The sequence below is a fragment of the Nocardia blacklockiae genome, assembly GCF_015477355.1.
GTDB classification, from domain to species: Bacteria; Actinomycetota; Actinomycetes; order Mycobacteriales; family Mycobacteriaceae; genus Nocardia; species Nocardia blacklockiae.
On record NZ_JADLRJ010000009.1, the window covers coordinates 154,514 to 173,843 of the forward strand.

General features: G+C 70.8%; 25 protein-coding genes. 15 read left to right on the forward strand and 10 right to left on the reverse strand.

The features are described 5' to 3' along the window. Positions 1-99: 99 nt before the first annotated feature. The 3 genes from IU476_RS25560 to IU476_RS25570 form a co-directional block, all read right to left on the reverse strand. Complete coding sequence (locus IU476_RS25560) at positions 100-987, reverse strand: hypothetical protein (RefSeq protein WP_195104185.1); 888 nt, start codon at positions 985-987, stop codon at positions 100-102. Positions 988-1,053: 66 nt separating this feature from the next. Continuing rightward, a complete protein-coding gene (gene mscL, locus IU476_RS25565; protein WP_438944070.1) occupies positions 1,054-1,554 on the reverse strand; it encodes a large conductance mechanosensitive channel protein MscL in 501 nt (166 codons plus the stop codon). Positions 1,555-1,643: 89 nt separating this feature from the next. Then, the gene (locus IU476_RS25570; RefSeq protein ID WP_324194298.1) at positions 1,644-3,497 is read right to left on the reverse strand and encodes an APC family permease; all 1,854 of its coding nucleotides are present in this window, start codon (positions 3,495-3,497) and stop codon (positions 1,644-1,646) included. 588 nt (positions 3,498-4,085) lie between these two features. Here IU476_RS25570 and IU476_RS25575 point away from each other — a divergent pair. Next, entirely contained in the window at positions 4,086-4,742 is a 657-nt protein-coding gene (locus IU476_RS25575; protein WP_324194321.1) for a helix-turn-helix domain-containing protein, read from the forward strand. Between the two features lie 35 nt (positions 4,743-4,777). Here IU476_RS25575 and IU476_RS25580 read toward each other — a convergent pair whose 3' ends face one another. Beyond that, complete coding sequence (locus IU476_RS25580; protein ID WP_195104189.1) at positions 4,778-5,170, reverse strand: VOC family protein; 393 nt, start codon at positions 5,168-5,170, stop codon at positions 4,778-4,780. Between the two features lie 189 nt (positions 5,171-5,359). Between IU476_RS25580 and IU476_RS25585 the strand changes: the two genes are divergently transcribed. After that, a complete protein-coding gene (locus tag IU476_RS25585) occupies positions 5,360-6,367 on the forward strand; it encodes an AraC family transcriptional regulator ligand-binding domain-containing protein (protein WP_195104191.1) in 1,008 nt (335 codons plus the stop codon). Here IU476_RS25585 and IU476_RS25590 read toward each other — a convergent pair. From IU476_RS25590 to IU476_RS25600, 3 genes are all read right to left on the reverse strand, one after another. Further along, positions 6,364-6,555, reverse strand: coding sequence for a hypothetical protein (locus tag IU476_RS25590; RefSeq protein ID WP_195104193.1), 192 nt, complete (start codon positions 6,553-6,555; stop codon positions 6,364-6,366). The genes IU476_RS25585 and IU476_RS25590 overlap by 4 nt on opposite strands. A gap of 377 nt (positions 6,556-6,932) precedes the next feature. Next, positions 6,933-8,636 carry an AMP-binding protein gene (locus IU476_RS25595; RefSeq protein WP_195104195.1) on the reverse strand — a complete coding sequence of 568 codons (1,704 nt, stop codon included), beginning with the start codon at positions 8,634-8,636 and terminating at the stop codon, positions 6,933-6,935. After that, positions 8,633-10,309 carry an AMP-binding protein gene (locus IU476_RS25600; protein WP_438944071.1) on the reverse strand — a complete coding sequence of 559 codons (1,677 nt, stop codon included), beginning with the start codon at positions 10,307-10,309 and terminating at the stop codon, positions 8,633-8,635. The genes IU476_RS25595 and IU476_RS25600 overlap by 4 nt, the downstream gene beginning before the upstream one ends. A 58-nt stretch (positions 10,310-10,367) precedes the next feature. On the opposite strand from IU476_RS25600, the gene IU476_RS25605 reads away from it, so the two are divergent. Continuing rightward, complete coding sequence (locus tag IU476_RS25605; RefSeq protein WP_195104199.1) at positions 10,368-11,216, forward strand: LuxR C-terminal-related transcriptional regulator; 849 nt, start codon at positions 10,368-10,370, stop codon at positions 11,214-11,216. 223 nt (positions 11,217-11,439) lie between these two features. On the opposite strand, the gene IU476_RS25610 is transcribed toward IU476_RS25605, so the two are convergent. Together IU476_RS25610 and IU476_RS25615 are read right to left on the reverse strand one after the other, a co-directional pair. Continuing rightward, complete coding sequence (locus IU476_RS25610) at positions 11,440-11,868, reverse strand: nitroreductase/quinone reductase family protein (protein WP_195104208.1); 429 nt, start codon at positions 11,866-11,868, stop codon at positions 11,440-11,442. A 74-nt stretch (positions 11,869-11,942) separates the two neighbouring features. Continuing rightward, positions 11,943-12,485, reverse strand: a complete 543-nt coding sequence (locus IU476_RS25615) for a YceI family protein (protein ID WP_195104210.1) — start codon at positions 12,483-12,485, stop codon at positions 11,943-11,945. 101 nt (positions 12,486-12,586) lie between these two features. Here IU476_RS25615 and IU476_RS25620 point away from each other — a divergent pair, with 101 nt between their 5' ends. The 10 genes from IU476_RS25620 (at position 12,587) to IU476_RS25665 (ending at position 17,647) form a co-directional block, all read left to right on the forward strand. Further along, positions 12,587-13,411 carry a helix-turn-helix domain-containing protein gene (locus IU476_RS25620; protein WP_195104212.1) on the forward strand — a complete coding sequence of 275 codons (825 nt, stop codon included), beginning with the start codon at positions 12,587-12,589 and terminating at the stop codon, positions 13,409-13,411. Between the two features lie 175 nt (positions 13,412-13,586). Then, the gene (locus tag IU476_RS25625; protein WP_195104214.1) at positions 13,587-14,153 is read left to right on the forward strand and encodes an RNA polymerase sigma factor; all 567 of its coding nucleotides are present in this window, start codon (positions 13,587-13,589) and stop codon (positions 14,151-14,153) included. Next, positions 14,144-14,728 (forward strand): Asp23/Gls24 family envelope stress response protein, encoded by a 585-nt coding sequence (locus IU476_RS25630; RefSeq protein ID WP_195104216.1) that lies wholly within the window; start codon positions 14,144-14,146, stop codon positions 14,726-14,728. Before IU476_RS25625 ends, IU476_RS25630 begins: the two co-directional genes overlap by 10 nt. Then, on the forward strand, positions 14,725-15,096 hold the full coding sequence (locus IU476_RS25635; RefSeq protein ID WP_195104218.1) for an Asp23/Gls24 family envelope stress response protein: 372 nt from the start codon (positions 14,725-14,727) through the stop codon (positions 15,094-15,096). Before IU476_RS25630 ends, IU476_RS25635 begins: the two co-directional genes overlap by 4 nt. Beyond that, positions 15,093-15,410 carry a hypothetical protein gene (locus IU476_RS25640; protein WP_195104219.1) on the forward strand — a complete coding sequence of 106 codons (318 nt, stop codon included), beginning with the start codon at positions 15,093-15,095 and terminating at the stop codon, positions 15,408-15,410. Before IU476_RS25635 ends, IU476_RS25640 begins: the two co-directional genes overlap by 4 nt. 94 nt (positions 15,411-15,504) lie before the next feature. Further along, a complete protein-coding gene (locus IU476_RS25645; protein WP_195104220.1) occupies positions 15,505-16,023 on the forward strand; it encodes an Asp23/Gls24 family envelope stress response protein in 519 nt (172 codons plus the stop codon). Between the two features lies 1 nt (position 16,024). After that, positions 16,025-16,213, forward strand: coding sequence for a hypothetical protein (locus IU476_RS25650; RefSeq protein WP_195104221.1), 189 nt, complete (start codon positions 16,025-16,027; stop codon positions 16,211-16,213). Continuing rightward, positions 16,210-16,542 carry an Asp23/Gls24 family envelope stress response protein gene (locus IU476_RS25655; protein WP_195104222.1) on the forward strand — a complete coding sequence of 111 codons (333 nt, stop codon included), beginning with the start codon at positions 16,210-16,212 and terminating at the stop codon, positions 16,540-16,542. Before IU476_RS25650 ends, IU476_RS25655 begins: the two co-directional genes overlap by 4 nt. Next, positions 16,539-17,075 carry a DUF6286 domain-containing protein gene (locus IU476_RS25660; RefSeq protein WP_195104223.1) on the forward strand — a complete coding sequence of 179 codons (537 nt, stop codon included), beginning with the start codon at positions 16,539-16,541 and terminating at the stop codon, positions 17,073-17,075. The genes IU476_RS25655 and IU476_RS25660 overlap by 4 nt, the downstream gene beginning before the upstream one ends. Continuing rightward, the gene (locus tag IU476_RS25665) at positions 17,072-17,647 is read left to right on the forward strand and encodes an alkaline shock response membrane anchor protein AmaP (protein ID WP_195104224.1); all 576 of its coding nucleotides are present in this window, start codon (positions 17,072-17,074) and stop codon (positions 17,645-17,647) included. The genes IU476_RS25660 and IU476_RS25665 overlap by 4 nt, the downstream gene beginning before the upstream one ends. 48 nt (positions 17,648-17,695) lie before the next feature. On the opposite strand, the gene IU476_RS25670 is transcribed toward IU476_RS25665, so the two are convergent. Continuing rightward, positions 17,696-17,983 carry a hypothetical protein gene (locus IU476_RS25670; RefSeq protein WP_195104226.1) on the reverse strand — a complete coding sequence of 96 codons (288 nt, stop codon included), beginning with the start codon at positions 17,981-17,983 and terminating at the stop codon, positions 17,696-17,698. Between the two features lie 335 nt (positions 17,984-18,318). Between IU476_RS25670 and IU476_RS25675 the strand changes: the two genes are divergently transcribed. Both IU476_RS25675 and IU476_RS25680 read left to right on the forward strand, forming a co-directional pair. After that, a complete protein-coding gene (locus IU476_RS25675) occupies positions 18,319-18,642 on the forward strand; it encodes an Asp23/Gls24 family envelope stress response protein (RefSeq protein WP_195104228.1) in 324 nt (107 codons plus the stop codon). Next, positions 18,639-19,172 (forward strand): DUF6286 domain-containing protein, encoded by a 534-nt coding sequence (locus IU476_RS25680; RefSeq protein ID WP_195104230.1) that lies wholly within the window; start codon positions 18,639-18,641, stop codon positions 19,170-19,172. The genes IU476_RS25675 and IU476_RS25680 overlap by 4 nt, the downstream gene beginning before the upstream one ends. Positions 19,173-19,330: the final 158 nt, after the last annotated feature.

A 19,330-nucleotide genomic window follows, 5' to 3' on the forward strand; every position in this document is an offset into this window, starting at 1 on the left:
TGATGTTGCGCACGCGCGTTAGTCCGTCAGGCCCGTTGCGGCACAGAGCATTTCGGAATCTGCGCGGCGCTGCGAACGGAGCAAGCCTTGCACCCCCGTTCACCGAAACCCCACCGCCGACTGCTGCTCCGCATCCACCCGCGGCCCCCAGAAGTTCAGGTGGTTGGCCGAATGCCGGAGAGCTGTTGTGCCGGGGAGGATTTCGCGCACGGCGTACTTGTCGTGCGGGTAGTGCTGGAGGAAGGTGGCCAGGGTGGCGGCGGTGATGCCGGCCTTGCCTACCACCAGGGCCGGGTCCTCGCCGAGGCCCGCGATGACGTCGCGCAGCGGGCCGCGCAGCAGGCTGTCGGTGCAGCCGGCGATCATCGCGAACGGGTCGGTCAGTGGCAGGTCGATGGCCAGTTCGTAGGCTCGCGCCAGGTAGGTGTCGGCGAGGTCGGTGTCGCCGTAGAGGTCACCGGGCAGGCAGTAGTCGAACCAGTCGATGGTCCCGGTGTCGGTGCACGGATCGCCCGAAATGCCTTGCCCCGCCAGCTGATTGCCGAGGGGGAAGGTGTGGCCGGGCGCGCGGTGCGGCGAGGCGAGGGTGTGCAGCCAGTGGCACTGCGGCAGCCGGTTTCGCAGCGTGCCGGACACCAGCTCCCGACCGACCAGCGACGCCACCGCTGCCCCTTGCCCGTAGCCGAGAATGCCGAAGCCGCCGCGGTGTTCGCGGATCAGCCGGGTCAGTTCGGCGACGCCCATGTCGCGGGCCGCGCGGTAGGACGGCTGCCCGAGCACGTCGAGCAGGCTGTCACCACCGCCCGCCAGCGGCCCGAACGCCACCGGATAGTTGAGATAGACGACGTCGAACACGCGCCGGTCGAGCAGATCGGTGACACCGGTGAGCATGCCGATCTCGGTGCGCGGTTCGATCCGCCCGAATTCCTCGGCCGCCGTGACGGCCTCCCAGATTCCCGGAATGCAGAAGAGTTTGTGCTGTGCCACCTTTCGAGGGTGCGCCGTGCGCGACCGCACGGCGCGAGTAGCGCAATACTCGAATCCGCCGACCGGTCAGTCCACGGCCGGCTGCATCACCTTGTCCGCACTCGTCCGCGTGGTATCGGGCGCCTGCCGCTGCTTCGCTTGCGCCTCCAGCAGATCGCGGATCTCGATCAGCAGTTCGGTCTGCGTCGGGTCGGCCTTCTTCTTTCCGCCGAACCGCTTCTTGAGGTGGTTCATCGGCATGATCAGCACGAAATACAGCACCGCCGCGACCATCACGAAGTCGAGACCCGCGCTGATGATCGGCCCGACCGCGATGAAGGTGGCGGGCTTGCCGGGCACCAACTGCACACCCAGGCCCAGCTGGCTGTTGCTGCCCAGCACCGCCAGTAGTGGTTCCACGACTCCCTTGGTGACGGATTTGACGATCGCGGTGAACGCCGTGCCCATCACCACCGCGACCGCCAGATCGATGACGTTCCCGCGCATCAGAAAGTCTTTGAAACCCTTGAGCATGGCGCCCTGCAACCCCAATCCGAACCGTTTACGTTTATCTCTTCGGCGTTCCACGATAGCCAGCGAACGATCGGCAATCGAGCGCGGTCCGTGGTCCGCACGGATTGTCGCAGGGGGAGGCGGCCGCTGTCGTCTCGGCCGGATCAGTCCAGGTGCATGGTGATGGTCGCGGCGATCGCGTCGGTGTGCCGGTCCAGCGCCTCGGCGATGATGGGCGCGCGCTGATTGTGCAGGATGCGGTAGCGCCGCCGGCGCGGCTCGATGCGCGGCAACAGCACGACGACTTGCAGGTCGGGGGCGGTGATCCGGCGCGCGTAGTCGACGATCGGCTCGACCATGCCGTGCTGCGGGCTGGGCAGCACCCGCAGCTCGAGCCCGGGATCCCAGGCCCGCCACTGTTCGACCAGCCGCGCGGTGGTCGCCGGATCGATGTCGACCGCGATCGGATGCACCTGCTCGCCCAGGCTGAGCGCGGCCTCCAGCGCCCGGCGGGTGAGCCCGCTGACCGCTACCACCGGCACGACCACCACGGTGCGCTTCGTCGGATCGCGGCGCGGCACCGGCACGGCGGTGCCCATGCCCAGTTCGGCGGCGACGTCGCGGTAGTAGTGCTCGGTGCGGTCGAACAGCAGCATCAGACCCGGCACCAGGAACAGCAGCAGCCAGGCGCCGTCGGTGAAGCGGCCGAGGAAGAACACCACGGCCGCCACGGCGGTGAGCAGCGCGCCGAACCCGTTGAGCAGCGCCTTCCAGCCCCAGCGCGGTCCATGGTCGCGGACCCAGTGCCGCACCAGGCCGGATTGGCTGATCGTGAAGCCGATGAACACGCCGATCGCGTACAGCGGCAGCAGATGATCGACCCGCGCGTCGACGAGGATCAGCACCAGCCCCGCGAGCACGCCCAGCGCCGCGACCCCGAACCGGTACACCGGGCGCTCGGCGCGCAGCGCGAACAGATGCGGCACCCGATGATCGTCGGCGAGCCGGCTCAGCAGCACCGGCAGCCCGCCGAAGCTGGTGTTCGCCGCCAGCCCGAGCACCCCGGCGAAGGTCACGTTGGCCACGTAGAACAGCACCCCGGTCCCGAACGCGGCCGCCGCCAGCTGCGCCAGCACGGTGACGCCCTCGCGCGGCAGCACCTCGTGTGTCGCAATCACTTTCGCGACGCCGAGCAGCAGCACGCCGAGCAGCAGGCCCATGGCGACCTCGGGGTGCTGCGCGCGGCGTACCGACGGGGTGCGGAAGGACGGGACGCTGTTGGCGGTCGCCTCGATTCCGGTCACCGACGAGCCGCCGGCCGAGAAGGCCTTCAGCAAGATGAGCGGGCCGATCACGCCGGGGGCGTCGCGGAAGGTGATCGGTGTGCCGATCGTGGCGACCGGTGCGTCGCGCAGCAGGCCGATCACGATGATCGCGCCGACCACCACCAGATACAGCACGACCGGAGCCATCAGCACTTTGGCCGATTCGGCGATGCCGATCAGGTTCACGGCCGTGAGCGCGGCCAGCGCGATGAGCTCGGTCGCCAGCAGGTGATCGGCGATCAAGGGGAAGAGGCTGCCGAGTGCGGCCGCGCCCGCGGCCAGGGCGACGGCCACGGTCAGCACGTAGTCGATCACCAGCGCGGCGGCGGCGAGAAGGCTTGCCGGACGGCCGAATTCACGCTTGGCCACCGCGTAGGACCCGCCGCCGTCGGGGAACGCGGCGATCACCTGGCGGTAGGAGACCACCAGCACCAGCAGCAGCACCGTGATCGCGACCGCGACCGGCACCGTGTAGCGCACAGCCCCCGCACCCGCGGTAACCAGCACCGACACGATCGCCTCCGGACCGTAGGCAATGCTGGACAGCGCGTCGAGCGACAACGCGGCCAAACCACCGAGGGCCGTGAGCCGGTAGGCGTCACCGCGGTGATGGCGGCGCAACCGGCGATCACGGACCCGATAGCCCCCGGCGGTGTAGTCGGGGCCGCGGGGGTGGGGTGGCCGCCGGATCACGAGCGGTGTGCGAGTCGATCCACGAGCGGTCTCCTCGGTCTGCGGGGCGGGCAGGGTGGAGCGGGTGGTCGGGGTGGGTCCCGGGTTGCGGACGGGCGGAGTCGGGACCAGGGTGGGGCGGTCGGTTGGTGCGGGTCCCGGATGATGGCCGGGCAGATCGGGACCAGGGTGGGGCGGTCAGTGCGGTCTCGAATGCGGGCGGACGGAGCCAGGACGGTGTGGAGTGGGTGGTCGGTGCGGGTCCCGGATTATGGCCGGGCGGGGTTGGCACGTGGGTGGAGCGGTGGTCGGTGCTGGTCCCGCGTTGCGGGCGGGGGTTCGTACGTGGGTAGAGCGGTAGTCGGTGCCGGTCCGGGGTTATGTCAGGGCGGCGTCGGGACCGGGGTCGAGCGTGGTCGGTGCGGGCTCGGGTTTCGGCTGCGCGGGTCGGACCGGGTGGGGCAGTGGTTGATGTGGGTTTCAGGTTACGGGGGCGTGGGGGCGGGACATGGGTTTGTGTCGGCGTGGCGCGCTAGTCTCGGGCGGGTGGAGAGCCGTCGGCCGGGCGCGTATCGGGAGCGGCCGTCGCCTGCTGTTGCGGGGGCGGTGGTGTGGTCGCGGAGCATAGGGGGCGGGGTGGATTCGCCGGTGCTGCCTGACGGTTGTATGGATGTGTTGTGGCTCGGGGAGCGGTTGGTGGTCGCGGGGCCGGATACGCGTGGTTACGTGGCCACCGCGTCCGCCGGGGGTCGGGTCGCGGGTATTCGATTCTTTCCAGGCACCGCGCCCGCGCTGCTGGGCGTGCCCGCGCACGAGCTGCTGGACCGGCGGGTGCCGCTGGCGGAACTGTGGTCCGTCGGCCGGGTGCGGAAGCTGACGGCTCTGGTCGCTGCGGCTCCCGATCCCGTGCGGGGTCTGGAGGAACTGGCCCGCCGCCGCGCCGCAGAGACGGGCCCGGCCGATCCGCTGCTGAACCACGTCGTGCGGCGGCTCGCGGCCGGGCACCCGGTTGCCGACATCGCCGACGAAGCGGAGCTGGGCGTCCGGAAATTGCATCGAATGTCGCTGTCCGCCTTCGGCTACGGCCCCAAGATGCTGGCACGAGTGCTACGCCTGCAACGCGCCCTCACCCTCGCCCGCGGCGGCACCCCCTTCGCGGAGACCGCCGCGCGCGCCGGGTACGCCGACCAGGCGCACCTGTCCCGCGAGGTTCGAGAACTGGCCGGGAAACCGTTGGGCCAGTTGGTGTCCCGTAGCGACCGGTGAGCGGCGGGAAGGGGGCGACCGGCGTCCCGCGCCGCTCAGGTGAGTGGTGCGTAGAGGTCGACACCGTTGCCGTCGGGGTCGTGGACGGTGGCGTAGCGCTGGCCCCAGAAGGCGTCGAAGGGTTTGAGTTCGCCGTGGTAGCCCGCGGCGGTGAGTTCGTCGAACAGTGCGTCGACCTCTGCGGGGGAGTCGCATTGGAAGGCCAGGCCGATGCGGCCCGTTTCGCCGCGCAGGTTCGCGGCCGCGTTCGGGGCGAAGGAGCGGATGTTCTCTTCGGTGTCCAGGGTGAGCCGGAAGCCGCCCGGCAGCGTCGCCTCCACGTGGCCGCCGAGGTCCTCGCCGAACTCCAGGCCGAGGCGGCGGTAGAAGGCGAGCGCGGGCGCCAGGTCGGCGACGATCACGCCGATTACATTGAGTCGAGCAGTCATGACGGCACTGTAGGACGGCGCGCGGACCGCGGTCTTGAACGAATCGGACAGCCGCGCAATCGCTTGCGGACAAAGCCGTGTAGAGGTGTTGACAACCACATATGGTTCGATTCGGAGAGCGAAACGACCTGTGCGATATAGCGTTTGTGTATAGACCTTTGCTTGTGCAGCCACCGGGCAGGAGGGGCGTTGGGGACGGACCAGACACTGCTGCATCGTTTCGTGTTGTCGCAGCTCACGGCGGCCGGCGCCGACCGTGATCGAGTGCTGCGCGAGTGCCGCGTGCCGGAGTGGACGTTGACGGGGTCGGGTGTGCAGCTCCCCAGCGACACTTTCTCCCGGCTGTGGGAGGTCGGGGAGCGGGCGCTGGACGACCCCAGCGTGGCGCTGCGCGTCGCGAGCCGATACCAGCTGCCCGCGCTGCGCCTCTACGACTATCTGTTCGCCAGCGCGCCCACGGTCGGCGCCGGGCTGGCCACCTGCGGTCCGTACATCACGGCGGTCACCACCAACCACCGCTTCGACCTGGTCCCCGAGAACGAGGGCGAGACCAGCCTCTACATCGACATGATCGACGGCGAGGGCCGCGGCCGCGACCACACGCAACTGTGGGGGCTGGTGGCGGTGCTGACCCGGACCCGGCAGGTCGTCGACGCGCCGCTGAACCCGATCCGGGTGGCGCTGCGGCAGCGGGCCCCGCGCGATCGGCGGCCCTTCGTCGACGTGTTCGGTACCGGCGCTATCGAATTCGGCGCGCCCGTGGACGCGATCACATTCCGCGCGGCGGATATGGATCTCCCGCTGACCACCGCGGATCCGGTGCTGGCCGAGGTGCTGGCGCCGCTGGCCGCCGCACTGCCGCCACCACCCCCGCTGGCGGCGGCGTGGCCGGAGCGGGTGGCCGCGGCGCTCGCGCAGGCGTTCGCGGAGGGCGAGGTGTCACTGGAGTCGGTCGCGCGGCGGCTGGCGACCAGCCCGCGCACGCTGCAGCGGCGCCTGGCCGAGTCGGGCACCACCTGGCGGCTGGAATTGGATCGAGCCCGGCTGGCCCGGGCGGCCGCGGCGGGCCCGGTGAGCCGGGAGCGCCAGGCGGAACTGCTCGGCTACGCCGACGCCGGGTCGATGCGCCGCGCGGCGCGCCGATGGTCGATGGTCGCGCGCGCGGGCCACATCGAGGAGCTGGATCGTCAGCTCTAGATCTTCAGGTTGCTCGCGGCGATGTTCCAGAACGTGCTGCGGTCCATCGAGCGCAGGTCCCAGGTCTCGGCGATCGCGTGCGAGGCGTTCACGATGGCCGGGACGTCGAAGTCGTCACGCGTCGCGGTGCCCTTCGCCTCCAGTTCCGCGATGACGTACGCGGTGGCTGTCTCGAGAGTGTTCAACACTGTGTTCTCTCCAATCGGTCGTAGGTCTCTCGTACGGTCGATCACGGATCGTGTTGCCGCGGTGCGTCTCTGCGGCGTGCACCGAACCGACACCGCGCGGGCGGTCCCTGTCGTCCCCGGACCTCGTGCTTCTGGTGGAGGGGTGAAGCACCTCCACGGACGACAGGACCCGGTGCCACGCGGCGGGCACGGTGCCAGTCTTATCTCTCCTTTCAGGATGAACCAGCGCCGAACACGCCACACTCGGGCAAACGCGCCAACTTCCGTCGGCCGTGACGCAATCGATGCTGTTCTTTCCGGCGAGTTGTGGTGAACCGACCGGCGCGCCGCGGGCAGGCCGCCCGGTGGACGAGCGAATACCGTGCAACACGCCGGTGTTATCCGGCCGTCGGCGGCAGCAGGTCCTCGTAGCGGTACTCGGTGTCGATGGGGGTACGCAGCGCGTGCGCCTCCTCCTCGCGGCGGCGGAGCTCGACGCGGCGGATCTTGCCCGAGATGGTCTTCGGCAGTTCGGTGAACTCCACCCGGCGCACCCGCAGATACGGGGCGAGGTGGTCGCGGGCGTAGGCGAGGACGGCCCGCGCGGTGTCGGCGTCGGGCGCCCAGCCGGCCGCCAGCGCCACGTACGCCTTGGGGACGGCGAGCCGGGTGTCGTCGGGTTGCGGGACGACGGCGGCCTCCACCACCGCCGGATGCTCGATGAGCACGCTCTCCAGCTCGAACGGCGACACCTTGTAATCGGAGGACTTGAACACGTCGTCGGTGCGGCCGATGTAGGTGATGTAGCCGTCGGCGTCGCGGGTGGCGACGTCGCCGGTGTGGTAGTAGCCGCCGGCCATCGCCGCCGCGTTCCGCTCCGGGTCGTCGAGGTAGCCCGTCATCAGATTCACCGGTCCCGCGGCCAGATCCAGGCAGATCTCGCCCTCGTCGGCGAGTTCGCCGGAGATCGGGTCGACCAGCACCACGGGGACGCCGGGGGCCGGGCGGCCCATCGACCCCGGCTTGACCGGCTGGCCCGGTGTGTTGCCGACCTGCAGGGTGGTCTCGGTCTGGCCGAAACCGTCGCGAATGGTGAGGCCCCAAGCCTTTTCGACCTGGGTGATCACGTCCGGGTTCAACGGCTCACCGGCGCCGAGGATTTCGCGCAGACCCTCGGGGCGGGTGCCGAGATCGGCTTGGATCAGCATGCGCCACACCGTCGGTGGCGCGCAGAAGGTGTTCACGCCCGCGCGGTGCAGCTGGCCGAGCAGCGCGGCCGCGTCGAACCGGGCGTAGTTGTAGACGAAGATGGTGGCTTCGGCGATCCAGGGCGCGAAGAAGCAGCTCCAGGCGTGTTTGGCCCAGCCGGGCGCGCTGATGGCCAGGTGCACGTCGCCGGGCTGCACGCCGATCCAGTACATGGTGCTGAAGTGGCCGACCGGGTAGCTGATCTGACTGTGCCGCACCATCTTCGGCTTGCTGGTGGTGCCGGAGGTGAAGTACACCAGCAGCTCGTCGGTGACGTCGGTGGCCGCCTCGAACGGGCCCGCGGAACGCACCCCGTCGGCGTCGGCGTAATCGTGCCAGCCGGCCACCGACCCGCCCACAGCGATGCCGCTGTACTCGCCGTCCACGTCCGCGAACTTGGCGGTGTCGGCGGCGTTGGCGATCACGAAACGCACTGCGCCCCGGGCGATCCGGTCGCTCAGGTCGGCCGGACCCAGGGCCGCGGTGGTCGGCATGACGACCGCGCCGAGCTTGATGATCGCCAGCATCGACTCCCACAGCTCGACCTGGTTGCCGAGCATCACGATCACCCGATCACCCTGGCGCACACCGAGTTCGGCGAGCCAGGTCGCGACCTGGTCGGAGCGCCGCGCCATCTCGTCGAAGCTCACCCGACGCTCGCGGCCGTCCTCCTCGACGATCCACAGCGCGGTGCGGTCGCTGCCGCGGGCGATCACGTCGAACCAGTCCGTGGCCCAATTGAATCGGCCCGCCAGCGGGGGCCAGTCGAACAGCGCGCGGGCCGCGTCGTAGTCGGCCGAGGTGCCCAGCAGCCGGTCGCGGGCCGCGCGGTACAACTCGGTGTTGGTGGTCATGCCGATGCTCCTGTTCTGTCGATGTCCGCCCGGTCGGGGCCGAACAGCCGCGCGGAGATCTCGCGCATCTCGACCTTGCGGATCTTGCCGGTCACCGTCATCGGGAACTCCTCGACGAGGTGCACGTAGCGGGGGATCTTGAAGTGCGCGAGCTGCCCGGAACAGAACTCGCGCAAGGCTTTCGTGTCGAGCGCCGGCGCGCCCGCGCGCAGCCGGATCCACGCCACCAGTTCCTCGCCGTACTTCGGGTCGGGCACGCCGACCACCTGGGCGTCGAGGATGTCGGGGTGGGTGTAGAGGAACTCCTCGATCTCGCGCGGGTAGATGTTCTCGCCGCCGCGGATGACCATGTCCTTGCTGCGGCCGGTGATCGCGACGTAGCCGTCGTCGTCCATGGTCGCCAGGTCGCCGGTGTGCATCCAGCGGCCGGAATCGATGGCGGCGGCGGTCTTCTCGGGTTCGTTCCAGTAGCCGAGCATCACCGAGTAGCCGCGCGTGCACAGCTCGCCGGTCTCGCCGCGCGGCACGGTCAGGCCGGTGACCGAGTCGACGATCTTGATCTCCAGGTGCGGGCCCACCCGGCCCACGGTCGCGGTGCGCTGGGCGAGGGTGTCGTCGGCGCGAGTCTGCGTGCTCACGGGGGATGTTTCGGTCATGCCGTAGCAGATGGCGACCTCGCTCATGCCCATGCGCTCGATCACCTGGCGCATGATCTCGACCGGGCACGGCGAGCCGGCCATGATGCCGGTGCGCAGGGTGGACAGGTCGTAGGAGTCGAAATCGGGTTCGTCGAGTTCGGCGATGAACATCGTCGGCACGCCGTACAGCGACGTACATCCCTCGGCGGCAACGGTTTCCAAGGTGAGGCGCGGATCGAACGCGGGGGCCGGAATGACCATCGCCGCGCCGTGGCTGGTGGCGGCGAGGTTGCCCATGACCATGCCGAAGCAGTGGTAGAACGGGACCGGGATGCAGATCCGGTCGGCCTCGGTGTAGCCGCACAGCTCGCCGACGAAATAGCCGTTGTTGAGGATGTTGTGGTGCGAGAGTGTCGCGCCTTTCGGGAAACCTGTTGTGCCCGAGGTGTATTGGATGTTGATCGGGTCGTCGGGGGACAGCGCCGCCTGCGCCGCGGCCAGCACGTCCGGGTCGCCGGACCGGCCGGTGGCGAGCAGGTCGGTCCAGTCGGGTCCGTCGAGCAGGATGACCCGTTCCAGCTCCGGGCAGTCGGGGCGCACCTCCTCGATCATCGCGGCGTAGTTCGAGGTCTTGAACTCCCTGGCCGCCACGAGCAACCGGACGCCCGCCTGGCCCAGGACGTAGCGCAGCTCGTGCGCGCGGTAGGCGGGGTTGATGTTGACCAGGATCGCGCCGATCCGCGCGGTCGCGTACTGGACCAGGGTCCATTCGGCGCGGTTGGGGGCCCAGATGCCGACGCGGTCGCCCTTGCCGAGGCCGGCCGCGAGCAGCCCGTGCGCGACCGCGTCCACCTCCGCGGCGAACTCCCGGTAGGTCCACCGCGCGCCCGTGCCGCGGTCGACGAGCGCCGGCCGATCGCCGTGCCGGGCCACGGTGCGGTCGAGATTCGCTCCGATCGTGTCGCCCAGCAGCGGCACGTTCCATGCTCCATGCGTATAACTGGCCTGCCGGTTCCGGCCCGTCGTCGAACTCACAAGAATTAGGATCCAGGTCACATTCGCCCGGCCACTACCCCCGGAAAGGGGTACCGACATGGAACTGCTGCGCCCCCGCGACGCCGACGCGTTGCGTGCCGAACTGCGCCGGGTCGCCGCCGACTCGCGGATGCCGGTGGTGTTCGGCGGGCATGTGCACGGGGAGACGCTGATCCTGTCCGAGTTCTTCGGGACTCGCACCGCCGCCATGCGTGGGCTGGCGGTGTCGCCGTCGTCGGGGGTCGGGGGTGCGGCGGTGGCCAGCCGGCGGCCCGCCTCGGTCGCGGACTATCGGGTGGCGTCCACCATCACCCACCACTACGACCAGCCGGTGCTGACCGAGGGGTTGCGGGCGGTGGTGGGAGTGCCGGTCGTCGTCGGGGGTGAGTCGCGCGCGGTGCTCTACATCGCCAGCCGCGACGCGGGGCCCATCGGCGGTCGTGCGGCGGACCTGGCGGTGCAGGCGAGTCGGCGGCTCGCGATCGAGCTGGCCGTCCGCGACGAGGTGGACCGGCGGCTGCGCCTGCGCGAGGCCGCGAGCACGGCCCCCGCGGTGACGGATGCCGTTGTCACCGAACAACTTCGCGACATCCACGCCGAAATGCGCGGCATCGCCCAAACCGTCGCCGACCCCACCGCCCGCACCCGCCTGCGCGAACTGTCCGAACGCCTGGCCCGCCTCCTAGCCGGCCCCGAAATCCCCAGCGACGCACCACCATTGTCCCCCCGAGAACTCGACGTCCTCTCCCACATCGCCCTCGGTTGCAGCAACAACGAAGCCGCCCAACGCCTTTCACTCCGCCCCGAAACCGTCAAAAGCTACCTCCGCAGCGCCATGACCAAACTCGGCGCCCACACCCGCCACGAAGCAGTAGTCCGAGCCCGCCGCGCGGGGGTCCTCCCTTGATCACATTCCGTTGCGACCGAGCGGGATACGGGAAATGATGGCGGCTAGCGCCTGATTCGGGAAGTGGTGGCGGCTAGCGCCTGATTCGGGAAATGATCGCGGCCGGGCCGGATTTGGGAATGATGGTGGTTAGCGCGGGATACGAGGCTCAAGGTCTTTGGCCGCGTTAGTCTCCCTATTTCCCGTATCCCGCGCCCCCTAGGGCGCGGGATACGGGAGCGCGCTAGGCGCGGTGGAGGGCCAGGACCGGGATGGTGCGGATGCCGGCGGTTTTGTCGGCGTATTCGGCGAAACCTGGGTAGCGGCGGGATTGTTCGGCGTAGATGCGGTCGCGGGGCTCGCCGGTGATTTCCTCGACGGTGACGTCGTATTTGTCGGTGCCGCGTTCGATGGTGGCGGTGCCGGCGGCGGTGAGGTTGTGGTACCAGGCCGGGTTGGTGGGGGCGCCCGCCTTGGAGGCGAAGATGTAGAGGACGTCGGGGTTCTCCGGGTCCGGCAGGTACATCAGGGGGGTGACCGACTCGCGGCCGGACTTGCGGCCGCGGTGGTGCAGCAGCAGCATGGGGGCGCCCTCGAACGGGCCGCTCACCCGGCCCTCGTTGGCCCGGAACTCCGCGATGACATTGCTGTTCCAGTCGTCGGCACTGCTCATCGGACTCCCTTCGTGGGACCGATCACGGGCGGCCGGCCGGGGCGCTCGGCCCGCGGCCGCCACCGCGCGTGACACTAGTCCTGCGGCTCGATGAGCTGGATGTCCAGCTCGATGGCGATCTTGTCGCTGAGCATAGCCGTGGGCAGCGCGGCGGCCACGTCGAACTCGCTGCGCTTGAGCGTGCCGGTCGCGGCGAAGCCGGCGTGCCGGCGGTTGTCACCGGGGAACTCCTGCACGCCGCCCCACTCGACCTCGAGGGTGACGGGCTTGGTCACGCCGCCGAGTGTCACCTCGCCGGTGACCTCGAAGTCCTCGGCCACCCGCACCGGCTCGACGGCCTTGAAGTGCAGGGTCGGCCGTTTCTCGACGTCGAGCAGGTCGGCACTGCGGACATGCGCGTCGCGCTGGGCGTTGCCGGTGTCGAACGAGTCGAGCTGGATCGTGGCCTCGATGGTGGCCGTGCCCGCGTCGTCGACGACGAAGGTGGTCTCGAAGGAGTTGAAGCGCCCGCGGACCTTGGAGATGCCCAGGTGGCGGACGGTGAAGTTGACCGAGGAGTGCGCGGCGTCCAGTTCCCAGGCGCCGGTCTTCAGAGGGGTGTTGGTGGAAGTCGTCATGCCCACAAGATTTCCGGACCACGGTCCGCTTGTCCACGCCGCCGCTATCCTGGCACTGCCAGGGCGCGGATAACGCGCCCGGGATCGGACAGGATGGTGGCGTGGCACAGTCGGAATTCGGCGAATTTCTCATCGCCCGGCGCGCGCAGCTGCAGCCGGAGGACGTCGGGCTGCCCGCGGGCCGGCGTCGCCGCACGCCGGGCCTGCGTCGCGAGGAGGTCGCCGCCCTGGCCGGGGTGAGCGTCGACTACCTGGCCCGCCTCGAGCAGGGCCGGGATACCAATCCCTCGATGGCGGTCCTGGGCGCGCTCTCGGACGCCCTGCGGCTCAACGAGGTCGAGCGCCACCACTTCGGCAAGCTGGCGTTCGGGCTGGAACACGCGGCCGGCGGCTGCCCCTCGCCCGGCCGGGCCGAGGACCAGGTCTCCGAGACGCTGCAGGCCGTCCTCGACGCCCTGCACCCCACCCCCGCCCTGGTGCTCGGCCGCTGGCAGAACATCCTCGCCGCCAACGCCGCCTGGCGTGATTTCGCGGAGCCGCTGGGCGTCTACGACGACGGCATCGACGGCAACCTGGCCCGCTACGTCTTCGCGCACCCCGAGGCGGCGCGGCGCTGGCGCGACTGGCCGGTAGCCGCCGACATGATGATCTCCGCGTTGCGCGCGGCCCGCTCGGTCTGGCCCGACGAGGCCGGACTCGAGGAGTTGATCACCGCCCTGCGGCCCTACCCCGAGTTCGCCTGTCGCTGGCAGGAGCACCGGGTCGGCGAATTCCGCACCGGCACCGTGCACCTCGAGCATCCGCAGCGCGGCGAGATCGAGGTGGAGATCGAGACCCTCAACCCGGCCGCCGACCAGTCGATCCAGGTCTGGCTGGTCGATCGCCGCCAGGCCCGCGCGCCCGGCCTGCGTCTCGTCAACGAGTAACCTCCCACAGCGAACCTCAGGCGAATCGTCCACGCTGTCTACATCCCTGCATTTCGGGTATTCGGACTCCACCCGATGACGCTCGAGCAACCGATGAGACAACGCTCACGAGAATTCCCGCGTGACGATTCCCGCTCGCCGGTGTCGATCGGACGAGCAGCGGAGGAGGTGCTGTGTGACCACGACGGCTACCGCGCCCGAGGCAGCGCTGGACGACACGACCCTCGCGGGCCGCGCGCGCGACGGCGACGTCCGCGCGTATGAGCAACTGGTGCTGCGCTACCAGGGACCGATGTTCCGGCTGGCCGCGAAGATGCTGGCCGACCGCGGCGAGGCCGAGGACGTCACGCAGGAGGTCTTCCTGACCGCGTGGCGCCGGATGGCGCAGCTCCAGGACGATTCCGCGTTCGCCGGATGGCTGTACCGCACGACGACCAACCGCTGCCTCAACGTGATCCGATCCCGGCAGCCGTCGGCCGATGTCGACCCGGACACCACCCCCTCGCCCCGCACCGACACCCGCCCCGAGCACGCGGCGCAGGTCAACGGCCAGCTGGCCGCCCTCACCGCGGCCCTGCAGCGGCTCACGCCCGAGCAGCGCGCCTGCTGGCTGCTGCGCGAGGTACACGGCCGGTCCTACGAGGAGATCGGCGACATCGTCGGCACCAACAGCACGGCGGTCCGCGGCCGGATCGCCCGGGCCCGAGCGCAATTGGCGGAGGTGATGCAGCCATGGCGGTAACGCAGAGCACCGACAGCGACTATCTGCTCCCGTGCGGCCGCGGCCTGGAACAGGTGTGGGAGCGGCTCGACGCGCTCGACGCCGGGCTGGCCGACGAGCACGAACGCACCTGCCCGCACTGCGCGGCCGCGCGCGAGAGCCTGCTCACGCTGCGCGGCGCGACCCGCGAACTCGTCGACGAACCGGATCCGCCGCCGCCCGCGCTGTTCGGCCGGATCATGACCGCGGTGCGCACCGAGGTGCGGCGCGGCCGGACCGTCGAGCTGCCCACCGCGGAGCCCGGCTCGATCGAGGTCAGCGAGCAGGCGGTGGCGGTGGTGCTGCGCTACGCGGCCGACACCGTGGACGGCGTGCGGGCCCGGCACTGCCACGTGCGCTCGGCCGGGCCGGGACCCGACGGCGAGACCGCGGTCGAGGTGGAGATGACGATCGCGGTGCGAGCCGGCGGCCGGCCCGTCGAGCGGCTGGTCGCGCAGGTGCGCGAGCGGGTGCGCGCCGCGGCGTCGGCGCGGATCGGATTGCTGGTGCAGCGCATCGACATCGGTGTCGCCGATCTGTACGAGGAGGACCGGTGAGCGCTCCCGTCACCGAGGTGGTCGTCGCCGACCCCGTGCTCGCCGGTGTCGCGGCTCGTGCCGCGGCCGCCGTGCCCGGCGTGCTGCGTCTCGAACCCGGCGTGCTCGGGCTGGTCGGCCAGCTGGCTCGCTCCGGACGGCAACTGCTGACCGGACAGGAATCCGTCCCGTCCGGCGGCGTGCGGATCCGCCGGGCCGGCGAGTGGCTGAAGATCTCCGTCGATCTCACCGTCGCGGCCGGCGGTCACGTCGGCGACGTGTGCCGCGACGTGCAGCGATCGGTCGCCCGCGTGGTGACCGAACAGACCGGCGTCACCGTGGACGAGGTCTCGGTGACCGTCCTCGACATCGAACCGAGCCGCTCGTGACGGCAGAGGGGAAGCTGATCGATGACATCGTCGGCGCGATCGAATCGGTGGACGGCGTGCGACCCGCGACACCGCTCGCCTCGCAGAACGCGACCTGGCTGCCGCTCGCCGGCAACCGCTACGCCGTCGACCTCGCCCCGTCGGTGGTCGAGATCCGGGTGGTGGCCGCGGCGCTGCCACTGGCACCGCTGGTGGACAAGGTCGCCGCCGCCGTCCGGCCGCTGCTGAAGAGCACCCCGTGGGCGCGGGCGACGCTGCGGGTGGTCGTCGCGGATCTCGCCGCCGAGGCCTTCGACGACGCCGCGGTTACCTGAATCACGCACGCGCCGCCGTGACGAACCGCCCGGCGCGGTGTCTTACCGAGGAAAGGTCGTTATCCGCTGTACCGCAAGGGAATCGGAGGAAATCATGAGCAGCACCGCAACCGAGAAGTCGACCGGTAGCGAGAACACCAAGGCCGACGGCACCGCGACCGCGGCCGGCAAGGCCGAGCGCAACGGCACCGGCCGCCCGGACGCGCTGGTGACCGACCAGGGCACCACCACCATCGCCGACACCGTGGTGCAGAAGATCGCCGGCTTGGCCGCCCGCGAAGTGCGCGGCGTGCACGAGCTGGGCGGCGGCGCGGCACGCGCGTTCGGCGCACTGCGCGACCGCATCCCGGGCGCGTCGGCCAGCGTGGGCCAGGGCGTCACGGTCGAGGTCGGCGAGCGGCAGGCCGCGGTCGATCTGGAACTCGTCGTCGAATACGGCGTGGCCATCGCCGAATTGGCGCGGGTCGTGCGCCGCAACGTCATCACCGCCATCGAGCAGATGACCGGGCTCGAGGTGGTCGAGGTCAACCTCAACGTCAACGACGTCTACATCGAGGGCGACGACGACGATCAGCCACAGCAGCAGCAGCCGAGCCGCGACCGGGTGCAGTGACATGAGCGCCACCACGATCTGCCTCGTCTGCGGGTTGGCACTCGGCTTCGCCGCGGCCTTCGGCGGCTTCGGCGCCTTCTTCGTCGTGTTGATCTTCGGCGGACTGGGCCTGTTGATCGGCCGCTGGCTCGACGGCGACGTGGACCTCGCCGGACTGGTGCGGTCGGCGCAGGATCGGAGCCGCCGATGACGGCCGCCGCCGCGGAGCCGCCCGCCGCCGAACTGCGCGGCGTCACCGTGGTGGGTGAGCGGGCGGTGCGGCGCATCGCGACCAGGGCCGCCCGCGAGGTGGCCGGGGTGGAACCCGACGTGCAGGTGATCGCCCGGGTGGCCGGGGACACGGCGGTGCTGCGGGTGCGGCTGCCCGTCCGCTATCCGCTGCCGGTCGGCCGGGTCACCGATGCCTGCCGGGCGCACCTGATCGAACGCACCCGGGAGCTGTCCGGGCTGGCGGTGCCGCGCGTCGACATCGAGGTGTCGGCGCTGCCGACCGCTGCCGAGCACGGGCGGGTCCGGTGAAGCGCCGCCCGCGCCGCGTCGTCCCCGCCGTCGCGGTGGCGCTGGCGCTGCTCGTGCTCTGCGTGCTCGTCGCCGTGTCGACGATCCAGAAGATCAGCGGCACAAAGGAACTCGTGTCCTATCACAGCGTGACCACCCGGCTGCACGACACCACGTGGGGCAGCGGCTGGGTGCTCGGCGTCGGCATCGCGGCGGTGGTGGTGGGACTGCTGCTGCTCGCCGTGGCACTGTGGCCCGGCCGCGCGGTGGTGGTGCCGCTCGCGTCCGAGGACGGTGTGGACGCCGGCATCGCCCGGCGCAGCCTGCGTGCCGCGCTCGAGGACGCGACCGATGCGGTCGACGGACTGGAAGCGGCGCGAGTCCGGCTGGGCCGCAAGAAGGTTCGGGTCAAGGCCCGCACCCACCGGACCGCGTCGGACATCGACGCCACCACGCGCGCGGCGATCGACCGCCGCCTGGCTCTGGTGGGACCCCGGGAGCCGCACACGGTCACCACCCGGGTGCGCCGGCTCGAGACAGGAGGAGCCCGATGAGCACGGTCAACCGTCCGGCTCGGCTGAACCGCACCCTGCTCGCGCTGCTCGGCGTGGCGCTGGCGGCCGCGGGCGGGTATCTCATCGTCGCCTGGACCGGGCGGCTGAGCTGGGCCGATCAGAACGGCACGCTCGTCCCGGGGACCGCGGCTCCGCCCCTCGGTGTGCTGATCGGGATCGCGGCGGGGGCCGTGCTGCTCGGCCTCGTCCTGTTGCGGTGGCTGGCCGCGCAGACCACCCGCCTGCCGCGGTGGACGAGCTGGCGGATCGGCGACACCGACGCCGCGGGCACCACCGTGCTCGATTCCGGGATCGCGGCCGAACCGGTGGTGGCCGATATCGAGGGCTATCCGCAGGTGCGTTCGGTCACCGCGCGACTGTCGGGACCGTCGGGCGCGCCGGAACTTCATCTCGTCGTCACGGCCGAGCCGGACGCCGACCTGGCGGCGCTGCGCCGACGCATTCTCGAGCACGCCGTGGCCCGGCTGCGGGAGGCGCTGGAGGTCGAGATCGTGCCTGTGACAATGGAATTGCGCCTGGCCGATCGCGGACGGCTCGCGCGGACCCGGTAATCGCGCATCGGCTCGCGACGTCCGTCGCGAGCCGATGCCGTCGAGCTCCTACCTGCCGAGCTTCTCCTTCGCCCGGCGCGCGGCCTCCTGCATGTCGTCCCGTGCGGCGCGGGCGTCGCGCTTCATACCCGCGCCCGTGCGGTCGGCGTCGCGCTTCATTCCGGCGCCCATGCGGTCGCCGTCGCGCTTGCGGGCCGAATCCGTCCGGTCCATGTCGCGGTCCATGTCGTCGGTCATGCCGTCGACGTCGCGGTCGCGACGGTCCCGGTCCTTCATGGCCTTCTTGTTCCTGCCGGAAACCTGGCCGGGTTTTCGGCCGGTGGAGCGATCAGACATCCGAACCTCCGTGGTCGGTAGGTCTCACGTCCGAACTTGCGAGAGAGGACGAGCGCGGCTCGTCCGTCGTGCCGTACTGCGCTGCCGGGCCCGGTGTGGGCGCGGCAACCTTTTCCAGGCAGCAATCGTTCAGAAAACGATCGCGGTCCTAATCCTGCCCACTTCCGGTCGGCGGTGTCAATCGAAATCCGCTGTTCAAATGCGCTACGGCGCGGGGTGGGATGCCTGTTGCGGGACTGCCCGGCGCGTACACCGGCATTCCCGGCGAACCAGCAGTTAGTGTTGCGCTATCACCGGGGGAAGCGAGCTGTTCCACACCGAACCTGGAGGATGGCATGACGAGCACGGTGACCGCGATCGAGCCCGCCACGGCGCCGCCCGTGCCCGCCGCGGAGGTGGATGCCGCGGCCGTGCGGCGGGTGGTGATCGAGGCGGCGCGGGAGATCACCGGCGTCGCGCACGACGTGCAGGCGCACGCCAAACTCGTGCGCGGGGCGGCGGTGCTGTCGCTGCGGCTGCCGATCCACTACCCGATGCCGATCTGGCAGGTGGCCACCGTCTGCCGGGCGCACGTGCTGCGCCGGGTGCGCGAACGCACGGGAATGCCGGTGCGGCGCTTGGAGATCGATGTCGCCGAACTACCGGAGACGGGGCGGTGAAGCGGCGGCCGAACCGGGCCGTACCGGCGGCGGTGCTGGCGCTGACGCTGTCGGCGGGCTGCGTGGTCGTCGTGCTGTCGCTCGTCCGATACCTCACCGGCGCAACGGGTCCGGTGTCCTACGACGCCGTCACGGAGCGCCTGCGAGAAACCACCTGGGCCGACGGCTGGGTGGCCGTCTTCGGTGCCGCCGCGTTGCTGGCGGGCATCGTGCTCCTCGGCCTGGCGGTCCTGCCGGGACGCGCGGTCGTGCTGCCCCTGGACTCCGACGACGTGCTCACCGCCGGCGTCGTCCGCCGCGGCCTGCGCGCCGCCCTGCGCGACGCGGCGCAGTCGGTCGACGGTGTGCACTCGGCGCGGGTCCGTCTGCGCCGCAAGGCAGTTCGCATCACCGTCCGCGCGCCACGAGCGCATCGCGCCGACCTCGCGGAGACCGTGCGAGCAGCGGTCGACGAGCGCGTGGCCTGCATCGGCCCGCAGCGCCCGCCGCGTGTTTCGGCCCGCCTGCGAGCTACCGGGAGCCTGCGATGAAGGCGGTGCGGGCGAATGGTCTTCGCCAGGGAACTGCCGTGAACGCGTTGCGGGCGAATGGTTCTCGCCGGGCGACTGCGGTGAACACGGGCGGCCACATGGTCATCACCGGGAGGTTGCTATGAGGGCGGGCGGGCGCACGGTTCTTGCTGGCGGTG

Bases quoted from the DNA above. Each gene is read 5' to 3' on its own strand.
- IU476_RS25580 (WP_195104189.1), bottom strand. From the start codon at position 5,170: ATGACTGCTCGACTCAATGTAATCGGCGTGATCGTCGCCGACCTGGCG.
- IU476_RS25595 (WP_195104195.1), bottom strand. From the start codon at position 8,636: ATGACCACCAACACCGAGTTGTACCGCGCGGCCCGCGACCGGCTGCTG.
- IU476_RS25605 (WP_195104199.1), top strand. From the start codon at position 10,368: ATGGAACTGCTGCGCCCCCGCGACGCCGACGCGTTGCGTGCCGAACTG.
- IU476_RS25610 (WP_195104208.1), bottom strand. From the start codon at position 11,868: ATGAGCAGTGCCGACGACTGGAACAGCAATGTCATCGCGGAGTTCCGG.
- IU476_RS25615 (WP_195104210.1), bottom strand. From the start codon at position 12,485: ATGACGACTTCCACCAACACCCCTCTGAAGACCGGCGCCTGGGAACTG.
- IU476_RS25630 (WP_195104216.1), top strand. From the start codon at position 14,144: ATGGCGGTAACGCAGAGCACCGACAGCGACTATCTGCTCCCGTGCGGC.
- IU476_RS25645 (WP_195104220.1), top strand. From the start codon at position 15,505: ATGAGCAGCACCGCAACCGAGAAGTCGACCGGTAGCGAGAACACCAAG.
- IU476_RS25650 (WP_195104221.1), top strand. From the start codon at position 16,025: ATGAGCGCCACCACGATCTGCCTCGTCTGCGGGTTGGCACTCGGCTTC.
- IU476_RS25655 (WP_195104222.1), top strand. From the start codon at position 16,210: ATGACGGCCGCCGCCGCGGAGCCGCCCGCCGCCGAACTGCGCGGCGTC.
- IU476_RS25665 (WP_195104224.1), top strand. From the start codon at position 17,072: ATGAGCACGGTCAACCGTCCGGCTCGGCTGAACCGCACCCTGCTCGCG.
- IU476_RS25670 (WP_195104226.1), bottom strand. From the start codon at position 17,983: ATGTCTGATCGCTCCACCGGCCGAAAACCCGGCCAGGTTTCCGGCAGG.
- IU476_RS25675 (WP_195104228.1), top strand. From the start codon at position 18,319: ATGACGAGCACGGTGACCGCGATCGAGCCCGCCACGGCGCCGCCCGTG.